The sequence below is a fragment of the Enteroscipio rubneri genome, from assembly GCF_963929405.1.
GTDB classification, from domain to species: domain Bacteria; phylum Actinomycetota; class Coriobacteriia; order Coriobacteriales; family Eggerthellaceae; genus Enteroscipio; species Enteroscipio rubneri.
Genome location: NZ_CAWVIN010000001.1, coordinates 694,102 through 710,475 on the forward strand (window position 1 = coordinate 694,102; position 16,374 = coordinate 710,475).

16 protein-coding genes are annotated in these 16,374 nt (G+C 64.3%); 8 read left to right on the forward strand and 8 right to left on the reverse strand.

Features of this window, described 5'->3' with window-relative positions:
• The first annotated feature begins 546 nt into the window (after positions 1-546).
• The 4 genes from ABGT83_RS03035 (at position 547) to ABGT83_RS03050 (ending at position 4,234) form a co-directional block, all read left to right on the forward strand.
• A complete protein-coding gene (locus ABGT83_RS03035) occupies positions 547-1,200 on the forward strand; it encodes a response regulator transcription factor (protein WP_103264653.1) in 654 nt (217 codons plus the stop codon).
• A 1-nt stretch (position 1,201) separates the two neighbouring features.
• Entirely contained in the window at positions 1,202-2,602 is a 1,401-nt protein-coding gene (locus ABGT83_RS03040; protein WP_103264509.1) for a sensor histidine kinase, read from the forward strand.
• Positions 2,599-3,342 carry a hypothetical protein gene (locus ABGT83_RS03045; protein WP_103264510.1) on the forward strand — a complete coding sequence of 248 codons (744 nt, stop codon included), beginning with the start codon at positions 2,599-2,601 and terminating at the stop codon, positions 3,340-3,342. Before ABGT83_RS03040 ends, ABGT83_RS03045 begins: the two co-directional genes overlap by 4 nt.
• Before the next feature lie 82 nt (positions 3,343-3,424).
• The gene (locus ABGT83_RS03050) at positions 3,425-4,234 is read left to right on the forward strand and encodes a M15 family metallopeptidase (protein ID WP_346685840.1); all 810 of its coding nucleotides are present in this window, start codon (positions 3,425-3,427) and stop codon (positions 4,232-4,234) included.
• Positions 4,235-4,339: 105 nt separating this feature from the next.
• On the opposite strand, the gene ABGT83_RS03055 is transcribed toward ABGT83_RS03050, so the two are convergent.
• From ABGT83_RS03055 to ABGT83_RS03075, 5 genes are all read right to left on the reverse strand, one after another.
• On the reverse strand, positions 4,340-4,771 hold the full coding sequence (locus tag ABGT83_RS03055; RefSeq protein WP_346685841.1) for a hypothetical protein: 432 nt from the start codon (positions 4,769-4,771) through the stop codon (positions 4,340-4,342).
• A gap of 234 nt (positions 4,772-5,005) precedes the next feature.
• On the reverse strand, positions 5,006-5,614 hold the full coding sequence (locus ABGT83_RS03060; protein ID WP_346685843.1) for a putative ABC transporter permease: 609 nt from the start codon (positions 5,612-5,614) through the stop codon (positions 5,006-5,008).
• Positions 5,615-5,629: 15 nt separating this feature from the next.
• The gene (locus tag ABGT83_RS03065) at positions 5,630-6,736 is read right to left on the reverse strand and encodes a putative ABC transporter permease (protein ID WP_346685845.1); all 1,107 of its coding nucleotides are present in this window, start codon (positions 6,734-6,736) and stop codon (positions 5,630-5,632) included.
• 137 nt (positions 6,737-6,873) lie between these two features.
• A complete protein-coding gene (locus ABGT83_RS03070) occupies positions 6,874-7,242 on the reverse strand; it encodes a hypothetical protein (RefSeq protein WP_346685847.1) in 369 nt (122 codons plus the stop codon).
• A gap of 72 nt (positions 7,243-7,314) precedes the next feature.
• Entirely contained in the window at positions 7,315-7,806 is a 492-nt protein-coding gene (locus tag ABGT83_RS03075) for a VanZ family protein (RefSeq protein ID WP_239926327.1), read from the reverse strand.
• Positions 7,807-7,996: 190 nt separating this feature from the next.
• Between ABGT83_RS03075 and ABGT83_RS03080 the strand changes: the two genes are divergently transcribed.
• The 3 genes from ABGT83_RS03080 (at position 7,997) to ABGT83_RS03090 (ending at position 10,795) form a co-directional block, all read left to right on the forward strand.
• Entirely contained in the window at positions 7,997-8,830 is an 834-nt protein-coding gene (locus ABGT83_RS03080; RefSeq protein WP_346685849.1) for a DUF4013 domain-containing protein, read from the forward strand.
• Entirely contained in the window at positions 8,827-9,921 is a 1,095-nt protein-coding gene (locus ABGT83_RS03085) for an aldo/keto reductase (protein ID WP_346685851.1), read from the forward strand. Before ABGT83_RS03080 ends, ABGT83_RS03085 begins: the two co-directional genes overlap by 4 nt.
• A 67-nt stretch (positions 9,922-9,988) precedes the next feature.
• Complete coding sequence (locus ABGT83_RS03090; RefSeq protein WP_346685852.1) at positions 9,989-10,795, forward strand: rhomboid family intramembrane serine protease; 807 nt, start codon at positions 9,989-9,991, stop codon at positions 10,793-10,795.
• A gap of 35 nt (positions 10,796-10,830) precedes the next feature.
• Here ABGT83_RS03090 and ABGT83_RS03095 read toward each other — a convergent pair whose 3' ends face one another.
• A complete protein-coding gene (locus ABGT83_RS03095; RefSeq protein ID WP_346685854.1) occupies positions 10,831-11,703 on the reverse strand; it encodes a hypothetical protein in 873 nt (290 codons plus the stop codon).
• 247 nt (positions 11,704-11,950) lie between these two features.
• Here ABGT83_RS03095 and ABGT83_RS03100 point away from each other — a divergent pair, with 247 nt between their 5' ends.
• Positions 11,951-14,596, forward strand: a complete 2,646-nt coding sequence (locus ABGT83_RS03100; RefSeq protein WP_428994600.1) for a DEAD/DEAH box helicase — start codon at positions 11,951-11,953, stop codon at positions 14,594-14,596.
• A 74-nt stretch (positions 14,597-14,670) separates the two neighbouring features.
• Here the strand turns inward: ABGT83_RS03100 and ABGT83_RS03105 are convergent, their stop codons facing one another.
• Both ABGT83_RS03105 and ABGT83_RS03110 read right to left on the reverse strand, forming a co-directional pair.
• Positions 14,671-15,585 carry a Sir2 silent information regulator family NAD-dependent deacetylase gene (locus tag ABGT83_RS03105; RefSeq protein WP_103264517.1) on the reverse strand — a complete coding sequence of 305 codons (915 nt, stop codon included), beginning with the start codon at positions 15,583-15,585 and terminating at the stop codon, positions 14,671-14,673.
• A gap of 16 nt (positions 15,586-15,601) precedes the next feature.
• Entirely contained in the window at positions 15,602-16,021 is a 420-nt protein-coding gene (locus tag ABGT83_RS03110) for a peptide deformylase (protein WP_103264518.1), read from the reverse strand.
• Between the last annotated feature and the right edge of the window lie 353 nt (positions 16,022-16,374).

The following is a 16,374-nucleotide window of genomic DNA, read 5'->3' on the forward strand; positions in this document are numbered from 1 at the left end:
TGTAGCCGAATCGGAGTGCTGCCTGCCCAGCCCTGCAGCAGATGGAGAAGTTGTGCATGACGCCGCGGGCGCCGCGACCGTCGTGACGGGGAGGGAGGGAAGGGAAACGTCACGCAGTCGCGGCGCCGTCGGCAGCGAGGGCTGACCGAACGGGCGTGGGCGCTATCCAAAACACGATAAAACGCCCGTGATACGTACAACTAGAGGAAGCGCGGCATCGGCGAGCGGAATCGCGGCGACGCTCCGAACTCCGAACGCAGCGGGGGCTTTGCTCCGGACCGTTCATCCGCCGTATCGCACAACCCTGCTCCGTCGGCTTCCGCCATCATCGTATAGGCTCAACCCCTCTGCCCGGCAGCGAAAAGGCATCAAAACGGCATCATATTCGGGTAAGATGTGCATACGCGCGGTGCCGAGCATCTGCGGAGAGAGGCATTGTGGTGTTCGCTGCGCTGCGCTGTGTCGATGTCGGCGAGACTCCGTTCCCTCTGCCGTTTTGATGCCGGCTCAGGGTAGAGTGGACGAGGGAGACGAGGGAGGTTGCGCGTGATCAAGATTTTGATCGTCGAGGATGAAAAGCCCATTTCGAACCTGATACGGTTGAGCCTGACCAAGGAAGGCTATTCCTGTTCATGCGCTTACGATGGCGACGAGGCTGCCGATATGCTGGAGCGCGAGCGGTTCGACCTCGTGCTCCTGGACGTCATGCTGCCGGAGATCGACGGGTTTGAGCTGATGGAGCTTATCCGGCCCCTTGAGGTTCCGGTCATGTTCATCACGGCGAAGGATGCGGTGGCCGATCGGGTGCGGGGCCTGCGCGCGGGCGCGGAGGACTATATTGTCAAGCCTTTCGAAATCGTCGAGCTGCTTGCAAGGATCGACGTTGTGCTTCGCCGGTACCGGAAGAACGAGTCGGTCATCGAAGTGGGCGGGTTGCACATCGATGTCGAGGCCATGCAGGTGCGCAAAGACGGAGCCGAAGTTTCACTGACGAAAAAGGAGTACGATCTGCTGCTCTTGTTTGCCCAGAATCCCCATCGCGCCCTTTATCGGGAGACTATCTACGAGCGCGTTTGGGGAGGGGAGTACCAGTATGGCAGCAAGACGGTCGACCTGCACGTGCAGCGCTTGCGGAAGAAGGTGGGCTGGGAGGATCGGTTGCTGGCGGTGAACAAGGTGGGCTACCGGCTCGAGGCATGACGTGAAGTTCCGGTTGAAGATAACGCTGTGTATGCTCGGTCTGCTCTCCGTATTATTCGGAGTGGGAGGCGGCCTGCTGATCACGCTCTCGTTCCACGATTCGCTCGAGCGCGAGGAAGCGTCCGCATACAATGCCTACCAGATGGTGCTCGGCACCCTCCAGATCGTAAACGCTGCCTCCGAGCAGACGGACTACGCCGACGTCTCCGAAACGCTCAGGCAGCTTTCGGAGCAGAACGAGGGATCGTGGAGCGCGCTGCGCCTTTACACCGCATCCCAGACCGTCTACGAACACGACGCCGCCGACCTCGATCGTCCTGACGAGCTGCCGGCGCTCGGCAGCTGTTCGATGCGCCATGCGACCACGGATGGCGACGGGCATCTGCTGGCTCTCTCGGGAGCGCTCGAGGCGGATGACGAGACGCTGTATCTGGATATGGCGTTCGATGTATCGTCCCTCTTCGAGGCGCGCCAGGCTCAGCTGTGGACCTACCAATGGGTGTTCCTGCTCATGGCCGCCTTGTGTGCCGTGCTTTCGTACACGCTTGCGCGCGTGCTCACCGCGCCGCTCGTACGCCTATCCGAGGCGTCGCGCTCCATTGCAGCGGGCCAACTGTCGACTCGCGTGCGCGTGCGGACCGAAGACGAGGTGGGCCTCGTTGCCCGCGACTTCAACGCCATGGCCGAGGCCATGGAGGAGAATGTCTCCCGTCTCGAGGAGGCGGCGGCGCGCCAGGAGCGGTTCATGGGCAGTTTCGCCCACGAGGCAAAGACACCGCTGACCTCCATCATCGGCTACGGCGACCTCATCAGAGGCCAGGTGCTCAATGCGGAGGAGCAAACGCAGGCGGCCGACTACATCGTCTCGGAAGGCAAACGGCTGGAGAACCTGTCCGCCAAGCTGCTGGAGCTGCTCGTGCTGAAACGAGAGGACGTCTCGCTCTCGGCGGCGTCCCCCTCGGCGCTCGTCCAGGGGCTCGCCGCGCGTTGGGAACCCCTGTACCGCGCGCAGGGGATCGAGCTGTCGTGCGAATGCGAGGAGGGATGGTGCATGCTCGAGCCCGACTTGGTCAAGTCGTTGCTCGTCAACGTATGGGACAACGCCCGCAAAGCGATGGACGGGCGCAGCGGCAGCATACGCGTGCGGTGCGAGATGCTGGTCGACGGCTGCAGGCTGTCCGTGAGCGACGACGGGCGCGGCATTCCTCCCGATGCACTCGAGCATCTCGATGAGGCGTTTTTCCGCGTGGACAAGTCGCGCGCCCGCGCGCAGGGCGGGGCGGGGCTCGGGCTGTCGCTGTGCCGAGAGATCGTCGACGTGCACGGCGGCTCCCTGCGCTTCGAAAGCAAGGTCGGAGAAGGCACGACCGTGATCGCCGAGCTGAGAGGAGGCGCGGCATGAAAGCGGTGCGCGCTCTGCCCGTCCTGCTGACCGTACTGGTCGTTGCCGTGGGCGCCTGCATCCCCCTGTTCGCTTCTGCGGCCCTGGACCGTCAACTCGAACACGAGACGAAGCGGTGGGAGGATACGAGCGTTTCATTGGTGCTCTCGCAGGAGGGCGATTTCTTCCAGACTTTGGAACTGTTCCGCTCCGACCACTCCCAGGTGGAGCTGTCGGAAGGGGAGGCCATGAACGCCGAAAAGGCCCAAGAGGCCGCTCGGTATGCCGCCGCTTTGCTCGCCCTCGGGATTCCCATGGAGGAAGAGCCGAGTGTCGTGCCGATGCTGTTCGCGAGTTCGGGCGCCCCGGTGTCCTCCGGTATCTTCTGGTGCTGCACATGGGGCGAGAAAGACAAGCAGGCTCAGCTATGGATCGACGATCAGAGCGGCCGCATGGTGGCGCTCGAAAGCCCGATTTCCCCTTCCGAGGTCTACGCGTCAGACAGCCCGTTCCACGAGGCGGCGTTCAACGTGCTGGAATATTGCCAGACCCAGTATCCGATCGATTCTCTGGACTATGAGATCAGCCAGGATGCCGCCGGAGACGAAACGGCCGCCTCAACGGAGGACGCGGTCAGCGTCTCGAAAACGGGACGTTTCGCGCAGTACCTGGTGACCCTATCGAGAACGGTCGACGGTCGCACTGAATCGTGTCCTGTGCCCATGATGATTGACGGCGAGCAACTCTTCTTCAATCTGTGATGACGTTCCGATGCCGCTCGGCTGCCGAACGGAAGCGATGCTTTTCTATCATAGCGAATGTTGTTGGTAGAAAGGTGAGCGCATGAACAGAACGACGCGACGATTCGCACCTCGGCGGCGCGCTTTGAGGCCCGTTCGCCCGCGCCGCCGCGCTCTCGCACGGCTGGTGGCGGTATACATCCTTGTGGTGGGCTGCCTGTTCGCAGGCCTGCGTCTTGCGGACGGAGCGCTTGCGGCGCAGCAGGACGAGCGGCCTGCTGCGCAGACCGCGGGCCAGGAAGCAGAGGCGCGAAAGACCGGCTACGACGGACCCTCGAGTGCCGGCGACTGGAATCTGGTGCTCGTCAATCGGGACAACCCGCTTCCGGAAGGATACGAGGTGACGACCGCGCCGTTGGCGGGCGGCCAAGCCGTGGACGAGCGCTGCCTTGCCGACCTGCAAGCTATGATGGATGATTGCCGAGCTGCTGGGCTCGAGCCGGTCATCTGCTCGTCCTACCGCACGCAGGACAAGCAGCAGGAGCTTTTCGACGAGCAGGTTCGAATACTGGAATCCCGAGGACTCTCAGAAGGGGAAGCACGGGTGAAAGCGGGTACGTCTGTCGCACTTCCTGGCACAAGTGAGCATCAGCTCGGTTTAGCGGCGGATATCGTGGACGCTCGCAACCAGCTTCTGGACTCAAGCCAGGAGAGCATGCCTGTACAGCAATGGCTGATGGCGAACAGCTGGTCATACGGATTCGTCCTGCGGTATCCTTCGGACAAGAGCGATGTAACCGGCATTATCTACGAACCCTGGCACTATCGCTACGTGGGAAAGCCCGCCGCGCGCGAGATGCACGAGGCGGGCCTGTGCCTAGAGGAGTACCGGGCGCTCGTATCGGGTTCGTGAGCGATCTCGGCCGGATGTCCCGCCGCAGGCGCCTGCGGCGGGTCCTCGCCGTTTCCCGCGCTCGCGGCCAGCGGCAAAGGAGCGAAGAACCCTTACCGCCGCATCTTAGAAGAGGCGCCCGCTCCGTTCCATGGAGAGGACGGCCTTGACGCCGACGAGGGCGCATGCCGCGACCACGATAGCTCCCGCCGCCCCGCTCGCGATGAGCCGCACGGGGCATGAGTCGAAGGGCGAGCGGTCGTAGATGTAGATGGCCGAGCCGCCCTCCTCTTCGCTGTCGATGTCGTCCCCTGCACCGGACGGATCCCTATCGTCGGCCTGGCGGTGGTTCTCCGTTGCGGGCGCTGCGGACTCGTCGTTGGACGTACCGGGCGAATCGTTGCGGCGATCGGCTTCGATCTTCTCGGGCTCGCCTTCCTCCTTTCCTCGATGCTCCTCTTCGGTATTCCTGGTCTCGCCGTCGCCCATAAGGGCGTCCATGCCGCGTCCCAGCGCTCCGGGCCGCGTGCTGCTGTCTTTGGTTTCCTTTGAGCTCATATGCACTCCTTCGCTCTCGATCATCGGGCGCCGCCTTCTCGGCTGCGCTTCGACGGAAGAGGGATCCGGGGCGCGGCCGGTCCCGTCGGACGAGGCTTCAGGCGGCAAGCACAACCGTACCTCGGGCGGGGAGGACTCGTTCTTGAAGCGTGCCGTCGCGTCGCCGCTGCGTGGGCGATCTGCAACGGGCGCGTCAGGACGGCGAGGCCTTCCTGCGCTTCGAGGGCGAAGCGTCTAGGCCGCGGCGAACTTCACGGCGCAGAGCGCTGCAAAGCACACGACGACACTCGCTGCAAGTGCGTTCATGGCGCGCGGCGGCACCTTCGCCAGTGCCTTCTCGCAGAGCGGGTACACGCACCAGGTATAGAGCATGGCCACGGCGCCCAGCGCCATGTCGTTCACGAGCCACGCTTGGCCGAGCACGTTCAAGGGCAGCTGTGAGTTGTCCCACAGTGGGTACGCGCCGTCGGGGCCGGGCTGGTTGAGCATGAGGCCCATGCCCAGCTCCATGACCAGGCACACTGCAATGGTGATCAGGTAGAACTGCGCGCCGGCACCGAACAGCGTGCGCCGGCGCGCCACGAGGCGCTGTTTGAGCGGCTCGAGCAAAAGCACGCACACCGCGACTCCTACGCCGTAGACGAGGAACGGGTAGAACGGGTCGTCCCACACGAGCGAGTCGGCGTCTACAATGCCGAACAGGTTCATGAACGAGCAATAGGCGATCTCCATCCAATGCCCGATGACGCTGAACGCGCAGAAGTGCACGACGAGGTTGCGCCAGAACGAGAACGTGCCCGGCAAAACGCCATGAAGCTTGCGATCGTTCGCGAGATGCGGCATGATCCTCCCGCAGGGCTAGCCGGCCTCGGGCGCGGTGGGTTGCGCCTGCTGCGCTTGGGCGGCTGCAGCCTCCGCTTCCGCAGCAATCGTTGACGTGTCGAAGTCGGGCAGCAGGACGTTCACGCAGTAGAAGAAGAACAGGATGCAGAACACGATGACCACGGCGACAAACGCTACGTTCATGACGTCCTTGGAGAACCGTGCGAGGAACGTTTCCAGACCGGGGTAGACGACCCAGGTCATGAGTGTGGCCACGATACCGAACGCCACGGCGTTCTGTAGGCACACCTGGCCCATGAAGTTGCAAAACATGTCGCTGTAGTCCCACAGTGGGTACGCGCCGTCGGGGCCGGGCTGGTTGAGCATGAGGCCCATGGCCAGCTCGATGCCGGTGCACACGAGCGCGTTCACGACGAAGCTGAGCGCGAGCGGCAGCGCGTGGCCCTTGAGGTGCTTCTGCAGGAAGTTCTTCACGGGGAACAGCAAAAGCACGCAGGCCACGGCCCCGAAGCCGTACACGCAGAACGGGTAGAGCCAATCCGACCAGATCTGAGAGTTCGGGTCGTAGATGCCGGGGATGAGCCCGAAGCGGATCAACGTGCAATAGCCCGCTTCCATCCAGTGCCCCACCACGCTGAACACGCAGAAGTAGATGATGAGGTTGCGCCAGAAGCCCCATGTGCGCGGCCGGTAGAAGTCGATGTGGCGCTGGAGATCGGCGTGCTTGATCTCTGCCGAGAAGGGCTGGGTGAGCACGGCCTTGGCGCGGCGCGACGTAAGGAAGTAGGCGAGCAGGATGATGTCGGACGATGACGCGATGAGCTGGCCGACGATGTCGAACTGCCCCGTAGCTAGGTTGTAGGCGCTGCCCACGACGATGTTGAACAGGCTGAACCCTATGATGAAGTGGCGTGCAAGGCGCTTGCGCTGCCAGATGAGCCAAAGACTCACGCCGTCGAACACAAGGTTGGCGAAGTCGAGCATCTCGCCGAAGCCCAACTCGTCGCCGCCCTTCACCACGAACACCAGAAGCGAGATGGTGAAGACGACATTGCAGGCGAAGAACACCTCGATGAGGCGCATGAAGCCGAGCTTCTTCGGGTCGCTGAAATCCTTTGGCATAGACGGTGCTCCAATGCTCGCACAGGGGAGAAAATCGGTCTCGGCCATCGCCAGGTAAACCTTCCCTGTCCGCTCGGCGATGGGCCACAGGCGATTATAGCGCGCCGTTTTCCCCGATGGCGCTCCATAGAAGAGGTTTAACCCACGGTTGCAGGTCGGGTTCGTGCGCGTGCGGCGCGTGTCGGGCTGGACGATGTACTGCGCGCGTCGCGAAAGCCGTACGGCTGCTCGGCGAGATGGGCGGCTGGCGGCCACTTCATGAGGACGCTCCAGAAGGCCTTCTCGATGCGTTCGACAGCCGACAGGTCCGCTTGGCCTGGCCCGGGTTGCAGGCGGACGAGCTGGGCTTCAACGATGGCGTCGAGCTGGTCGGCGCGAACGCAACCTTCGAGAGTCCTTTCGCCAACGAGATCGAAAGCGGCGGGCACGATGGCGTGGTTTTTGGCAATGCCGGCGAAGCCTGCGCAGAACATCGAAGGACGCTCGCCGGGCCTCGAGGTGCCCATGCTTGCGCAGTCCGCGGTCATCCTAGCCGTGGCGCTGGGAGTGGGGCTTGGGGCGTCGGCGTTCCTGCGGCATCAGCGTTCGCTGCGCGAGAAAACCGCACGCGCGACGAGCGCGCCAAGGGACGCGCCGAGCGTGTCGACCAACCAGTCGAGCGGGTCGCACATCCGTCCGGGCACGAAGTACTGATGGAGCTCGTCGGTCACGCCGAAGAGGCTCGCGCAGGCGATCGCGACAAGGCAGGCGCGCGCAAGCGGAATATGGAGGCGCAGCGCGTTGGCCAGAAGGAATCCCAGTATCGCGTACTCGCAGAAGTGGGCCGCGGGCGAGAGCAAGTCGACGTACGGCCCCAGCAGGCTCTGCTGCATGGCTTTCAGGTTGCGGTAGAGTTCCGAGAAGAGGCCGAGATCGCCGCTGAGGTTCGATCCGGTGTTCGACGACATGAACACGACGAGGCACGCCCAAGCGGCGACGAGGGCCCAGCGCATGGCGGCGCGGCATGCGCGGGGGATCTTCCGCGGGCGTGGCGTGGCAGTTTCATCGACGTTTGTCTGGCGGATGTCCATAAAGGCACCTTACCATAGCGGCGAGCGAATGTGCACATGTCGTCCGCAATGCAACACGGACCAATCCGAGCGGCGTCTGCTTTCGCTCGGCCGGGGTTTTCCGCGCGTCTCGCGACCGCGTCGAAGAGCATCCCGCCGAGTGGGCGGGGACGTCCTGCTCGAAGCGGCGTACATAAGGTACAATGGTCCCATGGAACATCAAATCTTGCAAGAGAAGCCCGCATCCGGCTGGAAGACGCTCGTCATGGCCTTCGGCGACGTGGTTCGCTCGCCCAGCTGGCCGGTGAAGATGCTGCAGATGGGGCTGGTGTCGGTTGTGCCCGTGTTCGGGGCTGTCGTGTTGAACGGATACCTCCTCGGCTGGGCGCGCGATGCGGCCTGGGGACGCACGGAACCCCTGCCGGCGCGCTTGTTCGGCAACGAGGACGGGGCGCTGTATCGGCGCGGCTGGTACGCCTTCGTCATCAGCTTGGTGTACGGGCTTGCGCTGGCCCTCGTATACGCCGCATGCGTTTCGCTGTCGCAATCGGCGTTTCCGGCTGCAGCCGGGCAGCCGGCCGTCCTCGATCTCTACGCATACGCCCAGCAGCGCGTCGCTATCCATCCTATCCTGCTTGCAGTCTACTATGCGGCCTCCCTCGTTATCTCTCCTTTCATGCTCGTCTCGATGATGCGCATGAGTATCTACGGTCGCCTGGGCGCTGGCTTGCAGTTCGGCCGCGTTCTTGCCATGGTTCGGAAGGGCCTCGCGAGCATTGCCGTCATCGTTGTGGTCACGGCGCTGGCGGAGGAGGCTGTATCGGCTTTGAGCGGGCCGCTTTCCGATGCGGCGCTGTCGGCGCAGCTCGATCCGCTTGCGACGTTCGGGACGTTCGCCGGCCTCGTGGCGGCGCTCGCCCTCCTTGCGTTCGTAAACGCGGTGTCGATCCGCGCGGCGGGTTTGTGGACGGCCCGGTTCGACGTGCCCCGATGGAAGGGCTACGGCGATCCTTTGCCGTTCGAAGAAGAAGGGAACGATGCATGAGCAGGACGGAAGCCACCGTGCCGATGAATCGCGTTGTTCTGGGGTCGACGGGCATCGTGTCGCCCCAGGATGCCTTCGGCGCGCTGCCCATCCAGCGCATCTCGTTCGACGAGGCGGAGCGCCTTCTGCGCCGCGCCGTGGACGGGGGCATGTCGTTCTTCGACACTGCGCGTGCCTACTCCGACAGCGAGGAGAAGATGGGGCGTGCCCTGCACGGCTTGCGTGATCGCGTTGCGATCGCCACCAAGACCATGGCCAAAACCCCCGAGGATTTCTGGGACGATCTGCATACGTCGCTTCGCAACCTTCGAACCGACCATGTCGATCTCTACCAATTCCATTGTATTGACCGCGTGTGGGAGCTCGGCGACGGTACCGGCATGTACGAATGCATGGTCGAAGCCAAGCGACAGGGCAAAATCAATCATATCGGCGTCACGGCGCACAAGGTGGGGACGGCCTTCGAGGCCGTCGAGACCGGTCTGTACGAGACGATGCAGTTTCCATTCAACTATCTGTCCTCTCCGCGCGAGACGGAACTCGTATCGGCGTGCGAGCGCAAGAACATGGGGTTTATCGCAATGAAGGGGCTCGCCGGCGGCCTTCTTATGAATGCCGATGCGCTGATGGCCCATATGGCGTGCTTCCCGAACGCGCTGCCCATCTGGGGCATCCAGCGTCTGGAAGAACTCGAGACATGGCTATCGTACATCGAGGAGGGGCAGCCTCGGATGAGTCCGGAGCTGGCTGCGGCCATCGAAGCGGATCGGGCTGAGCTGGCAGGCTCGTTCTGCCGTGGCTGCGGCTACTGCGCCCCTTGCCCGCAGGGCATCGTCGTCAACCAGTGCGCCCGTATGTCGCTGATGGTGCGCCGGGCGCCTTCCGATGTCTGGCTGAGCGAAGCGTGGCAGACGGAGATGGACAAGATCGATTCGTGCACCGAGTGTCGGTCATGTGTCGAGCGCTGCCCGTACGGGCTGGACGTTCCGGCGGTGCTGAAAGAGAACCTGGAAGACTATCGTCGCCTCCTTGCCCGCCGTGTCGAAGCGGGAAGTGCCGAAAGTGCGGTGGACGGGCGCGGCCCCGCATGAGGGCGTGCACGTCGGATTCGCCGCGGATGCCAGAGCGTGCGGGAGCGAAGATTGCAAGGAGCCTTCCATGCCGTACAAGGTGAACGATCGCGGCGGACAGCGGCCCGTCATCGACGACGAGCAGCTCGAGCGCATGATGGGCGCGAGCACGCCCGGATTCTTCGCGCGCAACCGGTTCCGTCTGGTTACGCTCGCGCTTATCGCGATAAACGTGATCGTTTTCGCGGCCGAGGCGGCGGTATCCGTCCTTGCCGGCGCGCACGTGGGGGTCAGGGTCGACGTGCCGCCCCTCGTGCTCGTGGGCATGGGGGCGATGTACGCGCCGCTCGTGCAGGCGGGCGAGCTGTTCCGGTTCGTCACGCCCATGTTCCTGCATATGGACCTCATGCATCTCGGCTTCAACATGGTGGCGCTCTACAGCGTAGGCGAGGTGCTGGAGCGCGTGCTCGGGCGCGGCAACTTCCTGGCGCTCTACTTCGTGGGAGGCATCACGGGCAACGCCGTGTCGTATGCGGCCGACGTGCTGGCGGGCGGGATGCCCGCTGTGAGCGCTGGAGCGTCGACGAGCGTGTTCGCGCTGTTCGTGGCTGTGGCGCTGCTCGGCGTGCTGCACAAGGGCAACCGCCACGTGTTCGCCCAGTACAGTAAGAGCATGCTCGCCATTATCGGCGTCAACGTGGCGTACACGTTCCTGGTGCCGGGCATCTCCGTGAGCGGGCATCTGGGCGGCGCGCTCGGCGGCCTCATCGCCATGTTCATGGTGCCTTCGAAGAACCTATGCGTGCCGAATGCAGTGCGCATCGTCGTGGCTGTGCTGTGGACCGCCGCGCTCGCGTGGGCGGTCGTCGGGGCGTTGGGCTACGGATCGGGGTAGGCTCTCGCGGCGTCGAAATACGGAGCAGCACGCCTTCATATCCTTGTGTGCTCGGAGGCTTCCAGGAGTCTGCGCGCGAACGGCACGAGCGCTCTGCCATGCGTTGTGCGCAGGTAGCCCTCGTCGAGGCCCTGCGGCCCCAGCCTGATGCGATCCAGGCCGTCGGCGTCCTTGAACATGCGGTAGACCGTTGCGGCGTCGGCTCGGGCGCGTGCTGGAACAAGCGATCCTAGATCGTCGATGCCCAGTTCAGGAAGGGCGTTGCGGCGAATCGCTTCCTCGATGGCCTCCAGTCCTGCATCGTCGTCGCGGTCGTGCCACTTGACGGCTAGGTACGTACGCGGGTCGAAATCGATGTTCGCTCCCGCCGTGGTGCTTCGCTGCGCACCGGTGCCCGTGTCGCGGCAAAACTGCGCGTAGTAGGCCGCGGCACGCGCTCCGTGGCCGGTGTCGAGGTACGGGTCCTTGCGCCGAGAATCATGAAAGGCGGCGGCCATTGCCAGCGCGCATGCGTCTTTGTCAGCCAGGCCCTCGAGGTCTGCTATGACGAGCGATAACATGAGCACACGCGCCCAGTGCGGCCTGAAGTGTATGGCGCCGCCCGTGGTCCAAGGTTGCAGGTCGCCGTCGATGAACGCAAGCCAGCGTTCGAAGTCGCGTCGGACGCGATCGGTCGGCGCCTGCCGAGCAAGCGGCTCGAGCGGCTCGTCGGCTATGTCCTCGGTTCGCAGCTCGTTGGCTATGATCTCCGCGAAGCCTGGATCTTTCATGGCGCTGGCGAACGCATCCGAGCCTCCTGCGAGGCCGTTGAGGAAATGCTCGGCGATCCGTCCATCTTCCGCACGCATTCGCTCCACACGGTAAGCCGGGCGCCCGACGATCCCATCGTTTGTTCTATCGGTGTTCATCTGCAGCGGCCTTGTCGATTGCGATCGTTGCGGCCATTGTACCGTGCTGCTCTCGCGGGTTGAGCACGCTGGTGCTGCACGGTTGTCCGGCGGCGTAGGCGGCCCTGAAGCCCGCGCATTGGGTGTGTGCTCGTGCGCGTTGCGGGGTCTCGCGCGTGTTCTTTTGTCGCGTCTGTCGCCCTCTGCAGGCGCGTGCGGGTAGAATACGCATTCTACGATACGATCGAATTGACCCGGAGGCCCGTCCATGGCAGAACAAGAGGCAGACGAAACGACGGCGCTCGGCGAGGGCGGCCGCAGCATGCTTGCCCCCGGCGAAGCCGAAGGCGGCGCATACACCCACGGTTCGCTCGGCAGGCTTTCGCCCGCGTGGTGGGAACCCGAGGAGGAAGGGGCCGAGCCGGAGCCTTGGGCGACGGCCGACGAGGCGCTCGATCGCTTCCTTGCCTGGACAGCCGAGCGCGGCATCGAGCTGTGGCCGCATCAGGAAGAGGCCCTCATGGCGCTCATGGTGGGCGACCACGTGGTGCTGGGTACTCCGACGGGTTCCGGCAAGTCGCTCGTGGCTCTTGGAATGTGCTTCATGGCGATGGCAACCGGGCGCAGGTCGTACTACACGGCGCCCATCAAGGCGCTCGTGAGCGAGAAGTTCTTCGATCTGGTGGACGTCCTCGGGCGCGAGAACGTGGGCATGATCACGGGCGACGCGCACATCAACGCCGAGGCGCCCGTCGTCTGCTGCACGGCCGAGATCCTAGCGAACCAGGCGCTTCGAGAAGGGGAGCGCGCCGATGTTGGCTGCGTCGCCATGGACGAGTTCCACTTCTACGGCGACTACGATCGGGGGTGGGCGTGGCAAGTGCCGCTGCTCACGCTGCCGAAGACGCAGTTTCTGCTGATGAGCGCAACGTTGGGGGACGTAGGAGCGATTGCGGAGTCGCTTGGGGAGCGTACGGGCGTCCAGGTTGACGTGATCGCCGACGCACCGCGACCCGTACCGCTGGCATACGAGTACGTGGAGATGCCGCTCGAGGGCACGGTGGAGCTCGCGCTGCGCAAGGGCGAGGCGCCGCTGTACCTCGTGCATTTCTCGCAGGATGCGGCGCTGTCAACCGCCCAGTCGCTTGCGAGCTACGGGGTGGCGACCAAGGAGCAGCGCGAGGCTGTGAAGGAGGCCGTGAAGGGCACGCGCTTCACCACGGCGTTCGGCAAGACGCTCAAACGCCTGCTGGCAAGTGGCGTGGGCGTGCACCATGCGGGGATGCTCCCACGCTACCGCCTGCTCGTGGAGAAGCTCGCCCAACAGGGCCTGCTGCCGGTCATATGCGGCACGGATACGCTCGGCGTGGGCATCAACGTGCCCATCCATACCGTGGTGCTGACGGCGCTCACGAAGTTCGATGGACGGAAGATGCGCCGCCTGCGCGCTCGCGAGTTCCATCAGATCGTCGGGCGGGCCGGCAGATCCGGCTTCGATACCGAGGGCATGGTGGCGGCCCTTGCGCCCGAGCACGACATCGAGAACGCGAAGCTTATCGCCAAGGCGGGGGACGATCCGAAGAAGCTGAGGAAGATCAAGAAGAAGCGCGCTCCCGAGGGGTTCGTCTCGTGGAACAGGCAGACGTTCCAGCGCCTTATCGAAGCCGCGCCGGAAACGCTCAAGCCGCGTATGAAGATCACCCACTCGATGGTGCTCTCCGAAGTGGTGCAGGGCGGCGATGCCTTCAGCCGGGTGCGGCGCCTCGTCGAGGACTCGGCCCAGCCGCCCGAGGAGAAGGCGGCGCTCGCCGTGCGCGCCGACGAGATATTCGATACGCTCATTACGGAGGGTGTCGTGGAGCGTTTCGAAGGTGAAGGGGGTGCGACCGAGTACGTGACCACGATTGACGTGCCGGAGGATTTCGCACTCGACCAGCCGCTTTCACCATTTTTGCTGGCAGCGCTCGAATTGCTCGATCCGCAGGAGGAGACGTACGCGCTCGACGTCATCTCGCTCGCCGAGGCCACGCTCGAGGATCCGCGACAGGTGCTGCGTGCCCAAGAGCGCCAGGCGCGCGAGAAGGCGATGGCGGAGATGAAGGCCGACGGGGTCGAATACGAGGAGCGGCTTGAGAGGATAGCCGAGATCACGTACCCCAAACCTCTCGAGGATCTGCTGGATGCGGCGTTCGTGCGCTACTGCCGCGAGGTCCCCTGGGCGCGCGATTTCGAGCTGGCGCCCAAATCGGTGCTGCGCGACATGCTGGAGACCGCCTCGGACTTCAAGACCTACGTGGGCCGTTACAAGATCGCGCGATCCGAAGGGACGCTCCTGCGCTACCTGTCCGACGCTTACCGCGTGCTCGACCGGACGGTCCCCGCCGATAAGCGCGACGAGCGCCTGGACGATGTGGTCGCATGGCTGGGATTCGTCGTGCGTTCGGTGGATTCCAGCCTGATGGACGAATGGGAGGGCGCAGGCACGGCCGCCGCGCCTCATTTGGCGGCGGACGAGGTTGTCCGCGATCGGCGGGGGCTCACCGTGCTCGTGCGCAATGCGCTGTTCAGGCGCGTGCGGCTTGCAGCGCGCGGCGAGATCGAAGAGCTCGGCAGGCTCGACCAGGACGGGGGATTCGGCGAGCAGCGCTGGCGCGAGGCGCTCGAGGCGTACCGCGAAGCGCACGAAGACATCCTGCTCGATGCAGATGCGCGCTCGACGGCCTACTTCGTCATCGACGAGTCGGACGAGCGGACCGAGCGCAGGTGGCGCGTGCGCCAGATATTCAGCGATCCGGAAGGCGACCACGACTTCGCCATCGTGGCGGACGTAGACCTCGACGCGACGCAGGAAGAGGGCGAGGCCGTGTTCCTGCGTATCCGAGCCGGTTTCGCAGAGGAGCTTGCAGAAGCCTGATCGGGAGCGTTCGATGGCGGCATGAGAGTCGCCGGGCGTTCGGGAGCGATCGGGGGTGTCCTGCGTTCGGGGCGCTATCCGTCCGTCGCAGTTCCAGGTGTAGGCAGTATCTGAGGGAGGAGCTCGGCGATATCGCCCTGCAAGCCCGCAGCGCGGCCCTCTCTGCCATCCGGGACGCGCGCATCGTCGCGGTTCAAGCGCACGAGCGGTGCATCGCATGACGTGGCCAGGCGATCAAACGGCAGGCGGATGATGGAGGGCGTGTTCCATCCGACGCCCAGCTCCAGCAGGACGGTGCGTTCGTCGCGCACGCCTTCCGCGAAGCGCAGGCAGCGCTCCCGAGCGTCATGCCAGGCGGCGTTTTCGACGAATGCACCGTCGATGCGCAGGTGCACTGCCATGGGCCCGCCGCACACGGGGCAGTGCGGAACGAGACCGCTCGGTGCCCGCGTCGGGTCGCCTTCGTCCGCCGCCGCGAGGATGTCCTCGACGAGCTCTCGATTCGGGTAGAGGCTGTCGTGGCAGCCTCGCGCGCACTGGTTGAAGCCGTAGTCGCCTTGGACGGCGAAAATGCGCGCGGGATCGAATCCGGCTTTCTCGAACTGGGCGTCCACGTTCGTGGTGAGGACGAACCATTCCTTTCCGTGTATCGCCTCCAGCAGGCAGCGGTACAGGGGCAGCGCAGGAGGCTCGTAGCGGTTGGCCCATACGTGCCGCGCCCAGTAGGCCCAGCGGTCTTCCTCCGAAGGGAAGGGGTAGAATCCCGCCGAGTACATATCGGTCATGCCGTAGCGTTCGATGAAGGGCGCGAAACCGCGATGGAAGCGCTCGCCGTCGTAGCGCAGTCCGGCCGCCGCGGACAGACCCGCTCCGGCACCAACGAGCACACGGTCCGCGCCTTCCAGCAGCGTGCGCGCCCGTTCGATTCGCTCGAGCAGCTCCTGCTGCCGCTTTGCACGCGATCTTTTGGATGTCGATGACGGACTCATGCCAACCGGTGCGCCCTCAGACGAGCTTGCCCTTGCAGTGGTCAATCATGTGCTGAATGATCTGCGCCGTCCAGTCGGTGAAATCTTGCTTGCGCGGTTGCAGTTCGCCCTCCGCAAGCTCCTCGTAGGCGACCTTGATCTTGGCGAAGCGCGTCACCTTGGAGTCGGCTTCGAGGGAAAGGCAGCCCTCTTCCGCTTTGAACGCTCCCAGGGCCAGCTTCAGTGTAGGATTGTACATGACATGAGGCTGGTCGTTTTCGTCGAGATAAGCGACGATGCACTTGGAGACGCCTATCTGGTTGGCGGCCAGGCAGGCGGCGTTGTCGAGCGATGCCAGCGTGTCGAGCAGATCCTGCGCCACCTGCGCGTCCTTTGCTGTGGCGGCGTCGCAGGGCTGCGAGAGGATTGCCTCGTCTTTGACCAGTTCCTTGATCATGGTACTCCCGTCTTCGTCGGCTTTACGAGTCCGGCTTGTACGCGCGAACGACGCAGCTCCGGATTTGATCCCAACGAATTCTATCATGAAGTCGTGCGAAGGCCCTCGGTCTCCCGAACTTCCGGCTGCCCTCGCGTCGGCGTCGAACGGTCTGCGCAAGGGGGGCGACAACGTCTGTCAGCGCGCCGCGGGAACCAAGGCGATGTGGCGAGTTGGTGCCGTGCGCTGGAATCGACGCGTGTTTTTACTCTTTCGGAACATTTCAACGGTATCATAGACGTGCACAGAGGAGAGGGGCATGCTCGCGCTCATGCGATCGGGACTGCATGTCGCACGATGACGAAAGGCTGACA

Bases quoted from the DNA above. Each gene is read 5' to 3' on its own strand.
- ABGT83_RS03045 (WP_103264510.1), top strand. From the start codon at position 2,599: ATGAAAGCGGTGCGCGCTCTGCCCGTCCTGCTGACCGTACTGGTCGTT.
- ABGT83_RS03050 (WP_346685840.1), top strand. From the start codon at position 3,425: ATGAACAGAACGACGCGACGATTCGCACCTCGGCGGCGCGCTTTGAGG.
- ABGT83_RS03055 (WP_346685841.1), bottom strand. From the start codon at position 4,771: ATGAGCTCAAAGGAAACCAAAGACAGCAGCACGCGGCCCGGAGCGCTG.
- ABGT83_RS03060 (WP_346685843.1), bottom strand. From the start codon at position 5,614: ATGCCGCATCTCGCGAACGATCGCAAGCTTCATGGCGTTTTGCCGGGC.
- ABGT83_RS03065 (WP_346685845.1), bottom strand. From the start codon at position 6,736: ATGCCAAAGGATTTCAGCGACCCGAAGAAGCTCGGCTTCATGCGCCTC.
- ABGT83_RS03070 (WP_346685847.1), bottom strand. From the start codon at position 7,242: ATGGGCACCTCGAGGCCCGGCGAGCGTCCTTCGATGTTCTGCGCAGGC.
- ABGT83_RS03075 (WP_239926327.1), bottom strand. From the start codon at position 7,806: ATGGACATCCGCCAGACAAACGTCGATGAAACTGCCACGCCACGCCCG.
- ABGT83_RS03080 (WP_346685849.1), top strand. From the start codon at position 7,997: ATGGAACATCAAATCTTGCAAGAGAAGCCCGCATCCGGCTGGAAGACG.
- ABGT83_RS03085 (WP_346685851.1), top strand. From the start codon at position 8,827: ATGAGCAGGACGGAAGCCACCGTGCCGATGAATCGCGTTGTTCTGGGG.
- ABGT83_RS03090 (WP_346685852.1), top strand. From the start codon at position 9,989: ATGCCGTACAAGGTGAACGATCGCGGCGGACAGCGGCCCGTCATCGAC.
- ABGT83_RS03095 (WP_346685854.1), bottom strand. From the start codon at position 11,703: ATGAACACCGATAGAACAAACGATGGGATCGTCGGGCGCCCGGCTTAC.
- ABGT83_RS03100 (WP_428994600.1), top strand. From the start codon at position 11,951: ATGGCAGAACAAGAGGCAGACGAAACGACGGCGCTCGGCGAGGGCGGC.
- ABGT83_RS03105 (WP_103264517.1), bottom strand. From the start codon at position 15,585: ATGAGTCCGTCATCGACATCCAAAAGATCGCGTGCAAAGCGGCAGCAG.
- ABGT83_RS03110 (WP_103264518.1), bottom strand. From the start codon at position 16,021: ATGATCAAGGAACTGGTCAAAGACGAGGCAATCCTCTCGCAGCCCTGC.